Below are 15,810 nucleotides of genomic sequence, written 5' to 3' on the forward strand. Positions count from 1 at the left end.
GCGTATTAACCATGCAACCTGCATGATCGCTTGGGTCAACAGCCAAGAAGCGATCATGCAAGAACGTAACCACCAGACCCCGCGCACGCCTGCGCCAGACCGCGATTTTCTGTGTCAGGAACTGGTCTATCGCGGGCATGTGACAGCCGATATCGCGGATCGCGCGGCGGAAATTGCGCGGCTGCGCCGCATCCCGGTGGCGCAGGTTTTTACGCGCGGGTTTGGCGTGTCGCAATATGCTGTCGCACAGGCCCAAGCCACTGCATTGGGCGCACAATATATCAATCCCGTGACCGAAGCCCCCGACACTTCGTTGATCGCGCGGATAGGTGCACCCCAATGCATCAAAACGGGGCTGATGCCGTGGCGGCAGTTCGGGGGCGAAACGATTGTCCTGACATCGCGCCCCGAACAATTTCGCGACGAGACCCCCGCGCTAGTTGCAATATTCGGCCCCGTCCGCCTAGCCATCACAACCGAAGACCACCTGAACCGCGCGCTTAGCAGGCTGTGCAAACCTGCGCTGGTTGCCCAGGCGGAATGCAAAACCGCCCCGCGTGAAAGCTGCCGCAACTGGGCCCCGCGCCGCGCTGCGCTTATCGGTGGGTTTGTCGGAATTTGTGCTTTGGTTTGCGTGGTTTATGCGCCGGAATTGTTGCTGGCAGCGCTGACATTCTGGGCGGTTGCGACGCTTTTTCTGAGCACTGCGCTCAAGGCGGCGGCGGCTTTTATCGGCTGGCGCGATGCCCCCGATGGCGCGCAAAACGTGATCCCCGTGCAGTTGCCGGCCATCACCATGCTGGTGCCGCTTTACAATGAAACGGCGATTGCAAACCATCTTTTGGCGCGGCTATCGGGTTTGGATTATCCACGTACCCTGCTCGATATCTGTCTGGTGCTTGAAGAGGATGACAAGACAACGCGCGCCACCTTGGGCCGGACCACCCTGCCGCAGGGTATCCGCGCAATTACTGTCCCCAAAGGCAGGATCAAGACCAAGCCAAGGGCGCTCAATTACGCGCTGGATTTTGCGCGCGGCGATATCATAGGGATTTGGGACGCCGAAGACGCGCCTGCCGCCGATCAATTGCACCGCGTTGCGGTCGGTTTTGCCAATGCGCCGCCAGATGTGGTCTGCCTGCAAGGCAAGCTTGACTATTACAACGCGGCATCCAACTGGCTGACGCGCTGTTTTACGATTGAATATGCCGGCTGGTTTCGGGTGATCCTGCCGGGTTTGCAACGGCTTGGGCTGGCAGTGCCGCTAGGTGGCACAACATTGTTTTTCAAAAAGGATGCGCTGCACGCTTTGGGCGGTTGGGATGCGCATAATGTCACCGAAGACGCAGATCTGGGCATCCGGCTGGCGCGGCACGGCTACCGCACATGGCTGATCGACACAGTCACCGAAGAAGAAGCGAACGGCCGCGCATGGCCTTGGGTGAAACAGCGGTCGCGCTGGCTCAAGGGCTATGCGATCACATACGGGGTGCACATGCGCAACCCTGTGCAGCTTTGGCGCGATCTGGGCGCTTGGCGGTTTTTCGGGGTGCAACTGCTGTTTCTTGGCACGCTGTCGCAATTTGTGCTCGCGCCGCTTTTGTGGACATTCTGGCTGCCGGTGTTTGGCGTGACCCACCCTTTGGCTGCGGTCATGCCCGCTTGGGCGTTCTGGACACTTGCGGGCCTGTTCATCGGTTCCGAGATCATTGGCTGGTTGGTTGCCTATGTTGCGTTAAAAAAGGCGGGCAAACGCTGGCTGTTCAAATGGGCGTTCAGCCTGACGCTCTATTTTCCGCTTGGCGCGTTAGCGGCGTATAAAGGGTTGTTCGAGCTGCTAACAAAACCGTTTTATTGGGATAAAACCGCGCATGGGATTTTACTGTCAAAGGAGTGGCGGACCGCTACTCCGCCGCCTCAACCGCCTTTGCATCCAGCCTTAGACGGGTGACAAAAGCTTCTGAAATATGATCGCGCAACGCGCGGTAGGCGGCATCGCCGTCGCCTGCCTCGATTGCGGCGACAATTTCAGCGTGCTCGTCTAGCGTCTTTGCGCCGCGCCCTTCGGCGGCCAGCGATGTGGTCGCCAAAAGCGCCATTGAACGGTGCACAAGATCAAGCTGACGCACCAGAAAGCGGTTATGCGACGCAAGGTGGATCTGCTTGTGAAACCGCCGGTTTGCGCGGCTTAATGCCTGCGGATCATTGACCAGCCGCTTGTCATCCTCAAGCATATTGCGCAGCACACGAATTTCTTCGGGGGCCGCGTGACGGGCGGCAAGCCTTGCTGCCAGCCCCTCCAGCTCTCCGCGCACCACGTATAGCTCTGCCAGTTGCGTGTGATCCAGCGACGCCACAATCAGCGACCGCCCGTCACGCGCAAGCAACGACTGGGTCTCAAGCCGTTGCAAAGCCTCGCGGATCGGGGTGCGCGAGACACCGAACCTTTCGGCAAGTTCGCTTTCGACCAGCCGGTCGCCTGGCTTGTAGATATGGCTGTCGATCGCCTCGAGGATCAGGGCGTATGCATCTTTTTGGGTCGCGCGCGGGTCTTGCATGGGCGAAAGCCTTCTGTTGGTTCGCAGACCCTACCCCCGCACCGCCCCCGCAATCAACCCAAACCGATTGCACCGGTCAAATCAGGCGCATATTGTCCCGACATGGTTGCGCAGCATTTTGAACATATCGATACGTGGGTCTTTGATCTTGATAACACGCTATATCATCCTTCGGCCGACCTGTTCGGGCTGATGGACCCGAAATTTGCCGCCTATGTGATGCGCGTCACCGGTTTTGACGCGGCGCGGGCCGCGCAGCTGGCGATTGATTACTGGCATTCCCACGGATCAACGATGGCCGGCCTGATGGAAGAACATAACGTCGATCCGCATCATTTTCTGGCCGAAGTCCACGATATCGACATTTCGCACCTGACAACCGATCCGGCACTGGCCGAAGCCATCGGAACCCTGCCCGGTCGCAAGATTGTCTATACAAACGGGTCCAACCACCACGCCGCGCGGGTTCTGAATGCGCGCGGGCTGACCCATGCGTTCGACGCGGTTTTCGGCATTGAAGAGGCGGCACTAACCCCCAAACCCCACGCGCAAAGCTTTGCCACCGTCTTTGGGCGCGCGGGCGTGACCCCGACAACTGCCGCAATGTTCGAAGACGAGGCGCGCAATCTGGTGGTGCCGCATGATCTGGGGATGCGCACTGTGCATGTGCATGAAACCCCGCTGGACGCCGCCCATGTGCATCACGGCACCGATAATTTGACGGCCTTCTTGTCGCAGGTATTGCGCTAGGCCTTTTCGTGCGGCGCGCATCGGCCTATGTCTAAGCCATGAAACGCAAATCAACCGATATTTTCATTGCAGGTGGCGGTGTCGCGGGGCTTACCGCGGCGGCCGCCTTTGGCGCGGCGGGTTTTGACGTTGTGGTCGTTGACCCGATGCCGCCCGTGACCACGCAAAACGCCAAAGACGCCGATCTGCGCACCACGGCATTTTTGCAGCCCGCGCAGCAGCTATTGGCTGCCGCAGGGCTTTGGGAACGGCTGGCCCCTTTTGCGGCCCCGTTGCAAATCATGCGCATTGTGGATGCCGCACATGATCCGCATATCACCCGCGATTTTGATGCATCCGACATTTCCGACAAACCCTTTGGCTGGAACCTGCCCAATTGGCTTTTGCGTCGGGAAATGGTGGCGCGATTAGACGAATTGCCAAATGTTGATTTCCGCCCTGGCACAGGGTTCAAATCCATGCTCGCGCGCGACAAATCGGCGATTGTAACCCTGACGGACGGTAGCCAGCTAGACGCACGCCTTGTGATCGGCGCAGACGGGCGCGGATCGGCTGTGCGCAATGCGGCGGGCATTGGCGTCAAAACAAGACGCTACGGGCAAAAGGCGGTGGTGTTTGCGGTCACGCATGACGCGCCGCACGACAATGTATCAACCGAAGTGCACCGCGCTGGTGGCCCGTTTACATTGGTGCCCCTGCCCGATTTTGACGGGCGGCCCTGCTCGGCCGTGGTCTGGATGGAAAGCGGGCCAGAGGCGCTGCGGCTCAGTCAATTGAATGCCGCGGAATTTGAAGCCGCGGCATTCGACCGCTCTGCGGGAATTTACGGGCCGCTCAAACTGGCCTCACCGCGCGGGGTCTGGCCGATAATCAGCCAGATCGCGGATGAAATTACCGGCCCACGCATGGCGCTTGTCGCCGAGGCCGCGCATGTCATGCCGCCGATTGGGGCGCAGGGGCTAAACATGTCGCTGCGCGATATGGCCAGCCTTTTAGACCTCGCGACGGCATCGCCCGACACATTGGGCGACCGCACCATGCTGGACCGTTACGCACGCGCGCGCCACGGCGATATTAAATTGCGGATCGCGGGAATTGATGCGCTGAACCGCGCGTCCATTGCAGGCGGACCACTGGCGCAGGAACTTCGCGCGCAAGGCATCAAACTGCTTTACGGGCTGTCACCGGTGCGGCGCAAGCTGATGGAACTTGGGCTTGGTGCCGGCCGCTAAAGCGGGCCTGCCAATCGTTCTTCGGAAAGCAACACATTCGCCTCGACATTGCCGACGCCGGGAAGTGTCATGATCCGGCGGCGCAAAACCCGTTCAAAATCCGCCAGATCGCGGGCAACCACACGCAGCCGGTAATCATAAAGCCCCAGCACATGTTCAACCGATTGCACCTCTGCAATCCCTGAAACGGCGCGCTCGAAATCCTCGAGACTGACGCGGCCCTTGGTGGCCAGCTTAATACCCAAAAACACCGTCACGCCAAAGCCGACCTTTTGCGCGTCCAGCATCAGACGCCGCCCTGCGATCACGCCCGCATCTTGCAAGCGGCGCAGCCTGCGCCAAGTCGCAGGTTGGCTCAGGCCCAGCTTTTGGCCCAGCTGCGTTGTCGACTGATCGGCATCCGCCGCCACAGCCCGCAAAAGCGCGCGATCAATATCGTCCAGCGTCATAGCGGCAGGCTTTCGTCATGTTTGACCTGCGCAACCGTCATCAAGGCTTCGATATCCGCGATATGCGGCAAGGTCAGGATTTCTGCACGGTAAATCCGCTGATAATCCGGCAAATCGCGCGCAATCAGTGACAGGCGCACATCCACCCGCCCCAAAAACGTCTGCATCTCGATAACTGCACGGACTTTGCGCGCCGCATCCATAAATTCATCAAAGGCACGCGGCACGGTTTTGTCTAACGTCACGCGCAAACTAACCTCAACCGCGTAACCCAGCACGCGCCAGTCTATGATCGCACGTTGCCCCAACAACACCCCGTCTTGGCGTAGCCTATCCAAACGCCGCGTGACCCGCGCAGGGGTCAACCCCGCCAGCGTCGCCAGTTCAGGCAGCGGCTGGGCAGGATCACTTTGCAACAGGCGCAATATACGGCGATCAACATCATCAAGCATAATAATACGCATAATTCGAAATACGACGCATAACAATCTTCTTTTTTTCAAAAATACTCGAAAATCAACACTCGCAATTCTAAGCAACGCCCGCCATAAACCACGCAGGATAAAACTCATAAAGGATGCGGATATGCGCGTTTATTACGATCGCGATTGCGATGTTAACCTGATCAAAGACAAAAAGGTCGCCATTCTTGGCTATGGCTCGCAAGGTCACGCGCATGCGCTGAACCTGCGCGATTCTGGCGCGAAAAATCTTGTTGTTGCCCTGCGCGAAGGCTCCCCTTCACAAGCCAAAGCCGAAGGCGAAGGCCTGAAGGTCATGGGCATCGCCGAAGCTGCGGCTTGGTGTGATGTGATCATGTTCACAATGCCCGACGAATTGCAGGCCGAAACCTACAAGAAATACGTCCACGATAACATCAAGCCGGGTTCAGCAATTGCATTCGCCCACGGCCTGAACGTCCACTTCGGCCTGATCGAGCCAAAAGAAGGCGTCGACGTGATCATGATGGCGCCAAAAGGCCCCGGTCACACGGTACGCGGCGAATATACCAAAGGCGGCGGCGTGCCCTGCCTGATCGCTGTCGACACTGACGCATCTGGCAAAGCCCAAGAAATCGGCCTGTCCTACTGTTCTGCCATCGGTGGCGGTCGTTCCGGCATTATCGAAACCAACTTCCGTCAGGAATGCGAAACTGACCTGTTCGGCGAACAAGCCGTTCTGTGTGGCGGCATCGTTGAACTGATCCGCATGGGCTTTGAAACCCTGGTCGAGGCTGGTTACGAACCTGAAATGGCTTACTTTGAGTGCCTGCACGAAACCAAGCTGATCGTTGACCTGATCTATGAAGGCGGCATCGCGAACATGGATTACTCCATCTCGAACACTGCAGAATACGGTCAATACGTCACCGGCCCACGCATCCTGCCATATGACGCCACAAAGAAAGCGATGAAAGAAGCGCTTGCTGACATTCAGTCCGGTAAATTCGTGCGTGACTTCATGCTTGAAAACGCCGTTGGCCAGCCAACAATCAAAGCATCCCGTCGTGCCAACGACGAGCACCAGATCGAACAGGTCGGCGCAAAACTGCGCGCAATGATGCCTTGGATTTCCGAAGGCAAAATGGTCGACAAATCAAAGAACTAATCCGGTTCAGACTGGATTTAAGGGGCTGGCGGAAACGCTGGCCCCTTTTGCATTACCGCCGCACAAACCGAACCACAAACTTCACCAATTTTTCGACAGTCGCCGTATAGGGCGGGAATATCAGGGGTAGCGGGATGAAGCGATTGCGCAGCAATGGGCGCATATGGCTGAATGCGTCGAACCCGTGTTTTCCATGCGCGGCCCCCATCCCTGAATTCCCGATGCCCCCAAAGGGCAGGTTTGGATGGATAAAGGGCAGGATTGTCAGGTTGACCCCAACAGACCCCGAGGTGGTCGCGGCTGTGACCTGATCGGCAAGGGATTTCCCGCCAAACACATACAGCGCCAGCGGATGCGGCGCGTCGTTGATCTGCCCCAGCACGCTGTCCAAATCATCGTAGCTGAGGATAGGTAACACAGGCCCAAAAATTTCTTCTTTCATGATCTCCATATCAGGGGCCGCACCCGTCACGATGGTTGGCATGATCCGCCGCGATTCACGGTCGGTATCGCCGATCACCGTTGCACCCTTGGCCTTGGCATCCTCGATCAGCGCTGTGATCCTGTCCCAATGGCGGGCGTTGATGATCTTGGCCAATGCCGCGTTGCCTGCGTACATTTTGGCGATCTGCGCGTATAGTGCTGCGACAAATTCATCATGCACATCCGCATGCACATAGGCATGGTCGGGCGCGACGCAGGTCTGCCCCGCATTGAAAAACCGCCCCCATACGATCCATTTGGCAGCCTTGGCGATATCGGCATCCGGCCCCACGATAACGGGCGATTTTCCCCCAAGCTCGAGCGTCACACTGGCCAGCGTTTTCGCGGCTGCGGCCATGACAATTTTGCCAACCGCGGGGCTGCCAGTGAAAAAGATGTGGTCGAATGGCTGCGCCAGCAATGCATTCGCGACATCCGGCCCGCCTTGCACCACAGCCACCAGTTCAGGATCGAAATTGTCGGCAATCATTTCCGCGATCAGCGTCGATGTCGCAGGCGTCATCTCGGATGGTTTGACAATCGCAGAACAGCCCGCGGCAAGCGCCGAAACCAGCGGGCCAAGCGCGAGATTAAACGGAAAATTCCACGGCGCAATGACCAGCGCCACCCCTTTGGGCGTCGGGCGCAACCGTGCCGAAGTGCCGATCATTGTCAGGCCAGGCATGACCCGCTTGGGCCGCATCCAGCGGCTCAGATGGCGCAGGGCATGGTTAATCTCTTGATAGACAGGCAGAATTTCTGTCAGCCGGACTTCGGCGGGATGTTTCCCAAAATCAGCCGCAAGCGCCGCGATGATCGCATCTTCGCGCGTATGTACCGCATGCTTCAAACGGCGCAGGGTATCACGCCGCGCTGCAAGGTCAAAATGCACCCTGCGGTGGGCGACGCAAGTTTTGTGGCGTGCAAAAAGGTTTTCGATGTCAGTCATTGGTTCAGATTGTCAAAGCATGCTAAGGACGCAAGCAGAACGCCGCGTCACGCGGCGCGCACCGAGCACCAACCATTTTTTCGCGGACACCCCTATGACCACCCAGCCCAGCCTGTCAAACTGGCTTTCCATTCTTGCGCTTGGCCTGATTTGGGGCGGCACGTTTATGGTCGTATCTATCGCCTTGCGCGGATACGGTCCGTTAACTGTCGCCTGCGCGCGCACGACATTGGGGGCCGTGGCGCTTTTGACATTGATGGGGGCGATGCGCCGACCGCTGCCCGCATTCACCCCGAGGATGATCAAATATCTGGTCGTAATCGGGCTGCTGAACACGGCTATTCCCTTTGCCTTGCTCAGTTGGGGGCAACAATATGTGCCTTCTGCATTTGCGGGCATTTCAATGGCCGCTTTGCCACTTTTTGTGCTGCCGCTGTCACATGCGTTTACCGATGAAAAGATGGACCTGCGCAATAGTCTTGGCGTGGTGCTTGGGTTTATCGGGGCAGCGGTACTGATCGGCCCGGGGGTCTTGCGGATTGGCACCGGACTGGAACCGCTGGGGCAGATTGCCTGCGTGCTTGCGTCGTTTTCCTATGCGGTGTCCAGCATCATGACCCGCCGCTGCCCGCCCATTGACCCGATCACGCTGGCCGCACTTTTGCTGGTGGTCGGCGCCTGCGCGCTGATCCCGGCGATGTTGATCGTCGAAGGGGTGCCGCAAGTGGCGGATATGACAACGACGTTTGCGATCATTTTCCTTGGCTTCGTGCCAACAGCGCTGGCCGCATTGATCCGGGTCACGGTGATCCGGTCGGCAGGCAGCATATTCATGACGCTGGTAAACTACCAAGTTCCGGTATGGTCGATGATTTTCGGCGCGCTGATCCTAAGCGAAACCCTGCCGCTGCGATTCTTTGCGGCGCTCGGGTTAATCATGTGCGGGCTTGTAATCAGCCAGTGGAACAGCCTGCGCAAATTGCGCAGGGCCTAGATCACGGCGGCGACCTCGGCGCAGATGCCGTCAACGACCTGCACCAGAAGCGCGTCATCTTCGCATTCTGCCATCACGCGGATCAAGGGTTCCGTGCCGGATTTGCGGATCAACAAGCGACCCTTGCCTTGCAATGACGCCTCTGCCGCTGCAATCGCATCGCGCACGGATTGCGCCGCAAGCGGGTCCTGCCCTGCGCCATAGCGCACGTTCTTAAGCATCTGCGGCACGGTTTCAAAGCTTTTGCTGAGCGCGCTGGCCTTTTTGCCTGTCTCGATCATCGCGGCCAGATATTGCAGCCCCGCAAGCAGCCCGTCACCCGTGGTTGCATAATCGGTCATCACGATATGACCTGATTGTTCGCCGCCAAGATTCCAGCCGTTCGCGCGCATTGCTTCGACCACATAGCGGTCACCAACGGCGGTGCGCGCAAGGTGTAACCCGCGCCCTTCAAGGTGGCGTTCAAGCCCGAGGTTCGACATCACTGTGGCCACCAATGTGCCACCGTTCAACCGCCCCTGATCCGCCCAACGCCCCGCCAAAAGCGCCATCAGCTGATCGCCATCCGCAACCTTGCCAGTTTCGTCGATCATCATCACGCGGTCGGCGTCACCATCCAGACAAATGCCGACATCTGCACCGGTTTCCAAGATCTTGGCAGCGGCCGCCTGCGGGCTGGTTGACCCGCAATTTTCGTTGATATTCAGACCATTGGGGGCAACCCCGACAGGGATCACCTCGGCGCCCAATTCCCACAACACTTCGGGGGCAACGCGGTGCGCAGCCCCGTTGGCGCAGTCAATCACCACTTTTAGGCCGTCCAGACGCATCCCGCTTGGGAAGGTGGATTTGACCCGTTCCGCATAGCGGAAACGCCCGTCATCAACACGTTTTGCGCGCCCGATATTTTCAGCCTTAGCGGGGATGATTTCGCTTTCGATGAGCGCTTCGATCTCGGCCTCGGCTGTATCGGACAGTTTGAACCCGTCGGGGCCAAAGAATTTGATGCCATTGTCGTGGTGCGGGTTGTGGCTGGCGGAAATCATGATGCCCAGATCGGCGCGCATAGACGTGGTCAACAACCCCACGGCTGGCGTCGGCACTGGCCCCAGCAACAGCACGTTCATGCCCGTACTGGTCAGCCCTGCAGTCAGCGCGTTTTCGAACATATAGCCCGACAGCCGCGTGTCTTTGCCAATTACAACGCGGTGCCCGTTGGACCCGTCATTGCGGAAATAACGGCCCGCCGCCGCACCGATTTTCAACGCCATATCCGCCGTCATCGGATAGATGTTTGCCTTGCCGCGCACGCCATCCGTGCCAAAGAATTTACGTGCCATGATCTAACTGCCTTGGTTAATTGCCCATTCCAGGTCAAGCGCCTGTTTGGTTGCACTTATATCGTGAACCCGCAGCAGTTGCACCCCTTGGCGTGCGCCGTGCAGCGCCACCGCGACCGACCCCGAAGTGCGATCCGCTGACAGATCGCCGCCAATCGTGCCGATGAATTTCTTGCGCGACGCCCCCAGCAAAATCGGGCATCCCAGCGCATGAAACAGCGACAGACCGCGCAAAAGCGCCAGATTGTGGTCCAGCGTTTTGCCAAATCCGATACCGGGATCAATCACGATCCGGTCGCGCGCGATCCCTGCGGCGGTTGCATGGGCAATGCGCTGTTCCAGATAATCATAAACATCCAGCAGCACGTCGTCATAGGCCGGATTTTGCTGCATGGTCGCGGGGTCACCTTGGGCATGCATCAGGCAAACGGGGGTGCCCGCCGTTGCGGCGACCTGCGCGGTGCCGGCGTCATAGCCAAGCGCGGAGACGTCATTCACCAGATCGGCGCCCGCCGTGATGGCGGCCTGTGCTACGGGGGCTTTGCGCGTGTCGATCGAAATCGGGATCGGGCTTTGCGCACGAATGGCAGTGATCACCGGTAGAACGCGGGCGATTTCATCGGCAATGGGGACAGTCTTGGCGCCGGGGCGCGTGCTTTCGCCGCCGATATCAATGATCGCGGCACCCGCCTGCACCATGGCAAGCGCATGGGCCACGGCAGCCTTTGTGGCTGCGAACTGCCCGCCATCCGAAAAACTATCGGGCGTGACATTCAAAATGCCCATCAGCTGCGGGCGATCCATCGCCATGCCCGCAATCGGGGCCCGCGGGCGCGTGAGCCGGTCCAGCACATCAGCTGGAACTGCATCCGCCGTGATCCAGCGATCCACCTGCCCCCGTGCGCGCAAGGTGACACGATCAAACCAACAGAAACCACCCGCAAGCGGGTAAGCCCCCGCAGGCCGATCCGCGCCCCAACGCACCGCCGGCTGGTAGTAGCGGCTCACAACAATACCTTTGACTGCCCGTCGCTCATGCGGGTGGGCAGATCGGAATCAGGGGCTGGCGCGCCAATGACCAACAGTTCCTTTGCGGTGATTTCCTGCGCGAACCACGCAGCAAGCCGCGCGGCATCACGGGGGCTGACCGATGGGCTTTCGACCGCATCAAGCACAATTTTTGACGGTGCCCAGATACAAATCTGGCCGTTTTTCATTGCCCAATCCAGTTCCGTGCGGGTGCCAACGACCATGCAGCGGCTGTCACGGCTGGCCAGCGCCCAAGCATTTTGTTCGATGGCGAGCAGATCAATACGGCGCTGTGCAAGCGCGTTTTGCGACTGCGGCGCAGGCACATCAGCGGGACCGACGCAGATAATCAGGGGCGCAGCGCGATCGACAAGTTGGTCGATCCACGCGCTAAAATGCGGTGATTGCATCGTATCATTTGACAGGTAGACAACACGCGGATGCGGGGTTTCGACATGGGTCTGCCCCGCGCGCGCCACACCTTCGCGCGCACGCATGATTTCGACACCAAGCGAAAACGGCCCGCGATCCAGCTTTTCAATGCGCACAAAGACCCGTTCGGCTTGGGGCTCCAGCAAAATCCGTTCTGCAACACGCGCGGCAAGCGTTTCAAGCAGATTGATCCGCTCTGCCTCTAGCTCGATCCCGATGGCTTCGGTGACTTTATCGTATGAAAGGATGCGGTCGACATCATCGTCAATCACGCCCAAAGGCGAGACTTCGACGACCACGTTAAAGCGCACCCGCTGCAAATGCCCGCGTTCTTGCTGGAACGCGCCGATTTCGACCTGCACAACATAGTCACGCAGGGAAATACGGTCACAAGGGGTTTGGCTGCTGGCCTCTGCGCGTTCGCTGGGGTGTGCAAACGCAAGCCGGATTTCATCAGTCATTTGCGCGCGCGTCCCGTCTATCAGCATGTGTTGCGGATCAATTATAGATCAAACGCCGTGCCGACAACCGTTAGCCACGACACGCGCCGTGACAATGGCGACGTTATTTCGACGCTGTACGCACAGGCTGGCGATAGAAATAATGCGACCCGATAGATGCAGTCCGCGGGAAACGCTGCGCCCAAGAAGGGTTAACCGCCTTTGTGTGGTAATGCGTTGCACCGCCGGTCAATACGCGCGGCGCGCCGTCGATCAATATCCGTGCGACCTTGCCAACGCGTTCCCATGCGCGCGGTTCATTGATGACCTCGGCGCGGCCATCACAGGTATAGGTAAACTGGCAGGCGTATTGACGCCCCGTGCCTTGGTTAATCACACCGCACAGCGTGGCCGGATAATCACTGCTATCGACGCGGTTCAAAATCACTTCTCCGACGGCAAACAAACCTTCAACAGTTTCGCCGCGCGCCTCGAAGTAGAGCGCCTCGGCGAGGCATTGCCATTGGTCGCCGCCCTGTGCTTCGGCTTGTGCGGCAAGATATTCCGCGCTGTAAATTTCGTCGGTAAGGGTTGGCACGCCACGTTCATCAGCTGGGGGCAGGCTCGTCAACAGGCTCAGACGTGTATCGGGCACAATCGATAGCGCATCGCGCTCTTGTCCCAAAATCGCACCCAGGCGGCTTGCCAATACTTCGTCCGCAAACGCCGCAGGTGCGCCAAAGGATACAGATGCCGCAATAACCGCGGCCCAAACTGATTTCGAAAACGTCATGGTGATCCATCAAAGCGACTACGCAGAAAAGCCCCACGCCAGCGTCGGTTTCTTTAGGGGAAAGAATGCAATCCGTCTACCCCTGGGTCAGGGCGCGCGCGAAAAGACGCCGCGGAAAAGCAACATTTGCCTTGATGGACGTAATAATTGAACTATTTCAACGGGATTGCAACAACATTATGTGTCAGTTTTGTTGTTAACGCGCGCAGCAAGCGCCAGTTGTGCGGCAGTTAGTCGCGCAACGGGCACACGAAAAGGTGAACAGGACACATAGTCGAACTTGTGTTCGCGGCAAAACGCGATCGCCGTCCGGCTGCCCGCGTGTTCCCCGCAAATCGACAGGGTCACATCCTTGCGCCCCTTACGCCCGCGCTCGGCCCCCATGGCCACCAGTTCACCGACACCTTCGACATCCAGCGTGTGAAACGGATCTTCGGCATAGACGCCCTGCTGCACATAGGCCGACATGAACCGCCCAGCATCATCGCGCGACAAACCATAGGTCATTTGGGTCAAATCATTGGTACCAAAAGATAAAAATGATGCGTGTTCCGCAATATCTTCGGCACGCAAGGCCGCGCGCGGTGTTTCCACCATCACCCCGAGCCGGTAATCGAGCGCCGATTTGCTTTTGCTAAGCACGGTATTGGCAACCGCATCGACGCGGGCCTTAACCAGTTCGACCTCGCGCATCGCGCTAACGAGCGGGATCATGATTTCGGCGGAAATGGCAACACCCGCTTCGCCGACGGCGACCATCGCTTCAAAGATGGCCTGCGCCTGCATGTCGTAAATCTCGGGGATCGCGATCCCCAGCCGTACGCCACGCATCCCCAGCATCGGGTTATATTCAGACAGCGCATGCACGCGATCCGTCACATCCGACAGCGGCAGCGCAAGCTGCTCGGCCAGATCACGCAGCCCCGCCTTGTCCGAAGGCAAGAATTCATGCAGCGGCGGGTCAAACAGGCGCACGCAAACGCTTTTGCCGGCCATGATGGTAAAGAGCGATATAAAATCGTCACGCTGCATCGGCAACAGCCGCTCAAGCACCGCGCGCCGGTCGTCAGAGCTTTCGGCAAAAATCATTTCCCGCATCACGCCCAAACGATCGCCGTCAAAGAACATATGTTCCGTGCGGCAAAGTCCGATACCTTCGGCGGCAAAATTCTGGGCCGCTTGGGCATCGGCGGGGGTATCCGCATTTGCGCGCACCCCGATATCACGAAACTCGTCCGCCCATTCCAGCAGGGTTTGAAACGCGCCATCAAGTGCGGCCTCGAGCATCGCGGGCGCGCCTGCCAGCACCTGACCGGTCGTGCCGTCCACCGTAATCACATCGCCCACGGCAAATTTGCGCCCGTCCGGCCCGCTGATTTCGGATTTCTTGCGATCAATTGTCAGATCAAACGCCCCCACGACACAGGGCAGACCCAAGCCCCGCCCGATCACCGCGGCATGGCTGGTGACACCGCCGCGCATGGTTAATACGGCTTGGGCGGCATGCATACCGCGAATATCTTCGGGGGTGGTTTCACGGCGCACAAGCACACAAGGCTCTCCGCGCGCGGCACTTGCCTGCGCTTCGGCGGCGGTCAGCACAATACGGCCCGACGCAGCACCGGGGCTAGCGGCAATACCGCGCACGATAAGATCGCGTTTGGCCTTCGGGTCCACCTGACGGTGCAGCAATTCGGACAGGGCCGCAGGTTCGACCCGCATCACGGCTTCTTCGCGCGGAATGATCCCGTCATTAGCCAAAGCCACGGCAATCCGGACCGTTGCACGCGATGACCGCTGCACGCGAATACCGTCAAGAATATGCAAGACACCGCTTTCCATGGTGAATTTGATCTGCATTTCCTCGCGCAACTTACGCCGGATCAGCGCGCCATATTCGATCAGCTCGGCAAAGGCTTCTGGGCATTGTTCCTCGAACGAAGGACCACGATCATCGCGCGTCAAATAGATCGCACCGGCGACATCCTGAATACGTTCGCGCCCTTGGCTTTGGTTCACGTAGCGGCCGACAATTTTGGGCAGTCCGGAATTGGCGTCAACAAATTCGATCACGCCGGTGCCACAATCGCCCTGCCCCACGCCCAGCGCCATACGCTGCACAACGAGCCCAAGCCCCGCGTCAACCGGCGCGCCTTTGGCCTGCCGCAAAAGCCGCGCAGTGGTGCCATCCCATGCCCGCGCCATGGACCGCAAAACTTCGCCCAACTGCACTTTGGCCTGTTGGGGAAAGGGTTCGTCTGTCTCGAATTCATAGGTTGCCAGCATTGCGTGCAGGCTTTCTACGGTGGCCACATCGGGCAGATAGAATTCATCCGGATCCAGACGCGCAACATGGATCGCATAGGATTGCACAAACCGCATGTAAATTGCGGTTGCCGCCGTGACGCCGATGTCTTTGCATAACTGCGCATAACGCGCGTCATTCATGCCAACATTCAGTACCGCACTAGGCCCGCCCCAATCGGGGTTCAGGCTGGACGGGCGCACCGACAAGAGCGGCTGATCCCCGAACGGGGCCATCAGCGCCTCCATATCGGGCATTTGCCCGTGGGCAATTCCGTTCACCGCCCCGAACGACAGCGCCACGGTCGTGGGCACCGGCATTTCCAGACGGATCAGCCGTTGCAGGCATTTCGCGCGCCCCCCATGCACACCTGCCGACATCGGTGCCGTCGGCGTGATCAGGGTGAGTGGCTGTATATCCGTCATTTGCTGCACTGCGGCGCACCTCC

At 58.9% G+C, this 15,810-nt stretch carries 14 protein-coding genes; 5 read left to right on the top strand and 9 right to left on the bottom strand.

Going from position 1 to position 15,810, the window contains the following annotated elements:
- Positions 1-22: 22 nt before the first annotated feature.
- Positions 23-1,951, top strand: a complete 1,929-nt coding sequence (locus tag BM320_RS09170; RefSeq protein WP_242650985.1) for a glycosyltransferase family 2 protein — start codon at positions 23-25, stop codon at positions 1,949-1,951.
- Here the strand turns inward: BM320_RS09170 and BM320_RS09175 are convergent.
- Positions 1,905-2,558 (bottom strand): GntR family transcriptional regulator, encoded by a 654-nt coding sequence (locus BM320_RS09175; RefSeq protein ID WP_090199226.1) that lies wholly within the window; start codon positions 2,556-2,558, stop codon positions 1,905-1,907. The genes BM320_RS09170 and BM320_RS09175 overlap by 47 nt on opposite strands.
- Positions 2,559-2,660: 102 nt before the next feature.
- On the opposite strand from BM320_RS09175, the gene BM320_RS09180 reads away from it, so the two are divergent.
- Positions 2,661-3,308 (top strand): pyrimidine 5'-nucleotidase, encoded by a 648-nt coding sequence (locus tag BM320_RS09180; RefSeq protein ID WP_090199228.1) that lies wholly within the window; start codon positions 2,661-2,663, stop codon positions 3,306-3,308.
- A 38-nt stretch (positions 3,309-3,346) separates the two neighbouring features.
- Positions 3,347-4,540, top strand: coding sequence for a UbiH/UbiF family hydroxylase (locus BM320_RS09185; protein ID WP_090199230.1), 1,194 nt, complete (start codon positions 3,347-3,349; stop codon positions 4,538-4,540).
- Here BM320_RS09185 and BM320_RS09190 read toward each other — a convergent pair.
- Together BM320_RS09190 and BM320_RS09195 are read right to left on the bottom strand one after the other, a co-directional pair.
- Positions 4,537-4,989, bottom strand: coding sequence for an Lrp/AsnC family transcriptional regulator (locus BM320_RS09190; RefSeq protein WP_090199232.1), 453 nt, complete (start codon positions 4,987-4,989; stop codon positions 4,537-4,539). The two genes, BM320_RS09185 and BM320_RS09190, sit on opposite strands and share 4 nt — an antisense overlap.
- On the bottom strand, positions 4,986-5,441 hold the full coding sequence (locus BM320_RS09195; RefSeq protein WP_090200514.1) for an Lrp/AsnC family transcriptional regulator: 456 nt from the start codon (positions 5,439-5,441) through the stop codon (positions 4,986-4,988). The genes BM320_RS09190 and BM320_RS09195 overlap by 4 nt, the downstream gene beginning before the upstream one ends.
- Before the next feature lie 133 nt (positions 5,442-5,574).
- Here BM320_RS09195 and ilvC point away from each other — a divergent pair, with 133 nt between their 5' ends.
- Positions 5,575-6,597 carry a ketol-acid reductoisomerase gene (gene ilvC, locus BM320_RS09200; protein WP_090199234.1) on the top strand — a complete coding sequence of 341 codons (1,023 nt, stop codon included), beginning with the start codon at positions 5,575-5,577 and terminating at the stop codon, positions 6,595-6,597.
- A gap of 52 nt (positions 6,598-6,649) precedes the next feature.
- Here the strand turns inward: ilvC and BM320_RS09205 are convergent, their stop codons facing one another.
- The gene (locus tag BM320_RS09205; RefSeq protein WP_090199236.1) at positions 6,650-8,029 is read right to left on the bottom strand and encodes an aldehyde dehydrogenase family protein; all 1,380 of its coding nucleotides are present in this window, start codon (positions 8,027-8,029) and stop codon (positions 6,650-6,652) included.
- Positions 8,030-8,123: 94 nt separating this feature from the next.
- On the opposite strand from BM320_RS09205, the gene BM320_RS09210 reads away from it, so the two are divergent.
- The gene (locus tag BM320_RS09210) at positions 8,124-9,023 is read left to right on the top strand and encodes a DMT family transporter (RefSeq protein WP_090200516.1); all 900 of its coding nucleotides are present in this window, start codon (positions 8,124-8,126) and stop codon (positions 9,021-9,023) included.
- On the opposite strand, the gene glmM is transcribed toward BM320_RS09210, so the two are convergent.
- The 5 genes from glmM to BM320_RS09235 form a co-directional block, all read right to left on the bottom strand.
- A complete protein-coding gene (glmM, locus tag BM320_RS09215; protein ID WP_090199238.1) occupies positions 9,020-10,363 on the bottom strand; it encodes a phosphoglucosamine mutase in 1,344 nt (447 codons plus the stop codon). The two genes, BM320_RS09210 and glmM, sit on opposite strands and share 4 nt — an antisense overlap.
- Positions 10,364-10,366: 3 nt before the next feature.
- Positions 10,367-11,371, bottom strand: a complete 1,005-nt coding sequence (folP, locus tag BM320_RS09220; protein ID WP_090199240.1) for a dihydropteroate synthase — start codon at positions 11,369-11,371, stop codon at positions 10,367-10,369.
- Positions 11,368-12,285, bottom strand: coding sequence for a dihydroneopterin aldolase (locus tag BM320_RS09225; RefSeq protein WP_090200518.1), 918 nt, complete (start codon positions 12,283-12,285; stop codon positions 11,368-11,370). Before BM320_RS09225 ends, folP begins: the two co-directional genes overlap by 4 nt.
- 103 nt (positions 12,286-12,388) lie before the next feature.
- The gene (locus BM320_RS09230) at positions 12,389-13,057 is read right to left on the bottom strand and encodes a cell wall hydrolase (RefSeq protein ID WP_090199241.1); all 669 of its coding nucleotides are present in this window, start codon (positions 13,055-13,057) and stop codon (positions 12,389-12,391) included.
- 177 nt (positions 13,058-13,234) lie between these two features.
- Positions 13,235-15,787, bottom strand: coding sequence for a putative PEP-binding protein (locus tag BM320_RS09235; protein WP_090199243.1), 2,553 nt, complete (start codon positions 15,785-15,787; stop codon positions 13,235-13,237).
- Positions 15,788-15,810 lie beyond the last annotated feature (23 nt).

Origin of the sequence: Yoonia tamlensis (genome assembly GCF_900115105.1) — a bacterium.
In the GTDB taxonomy this organism is placed as follows: domain Bacteria; phylum Pseudomonadota; class Alphaproteobacteria; order Rhodobacterales; family Rhodobacteraceae; genus Yoonia; species Yoonia tamlensis.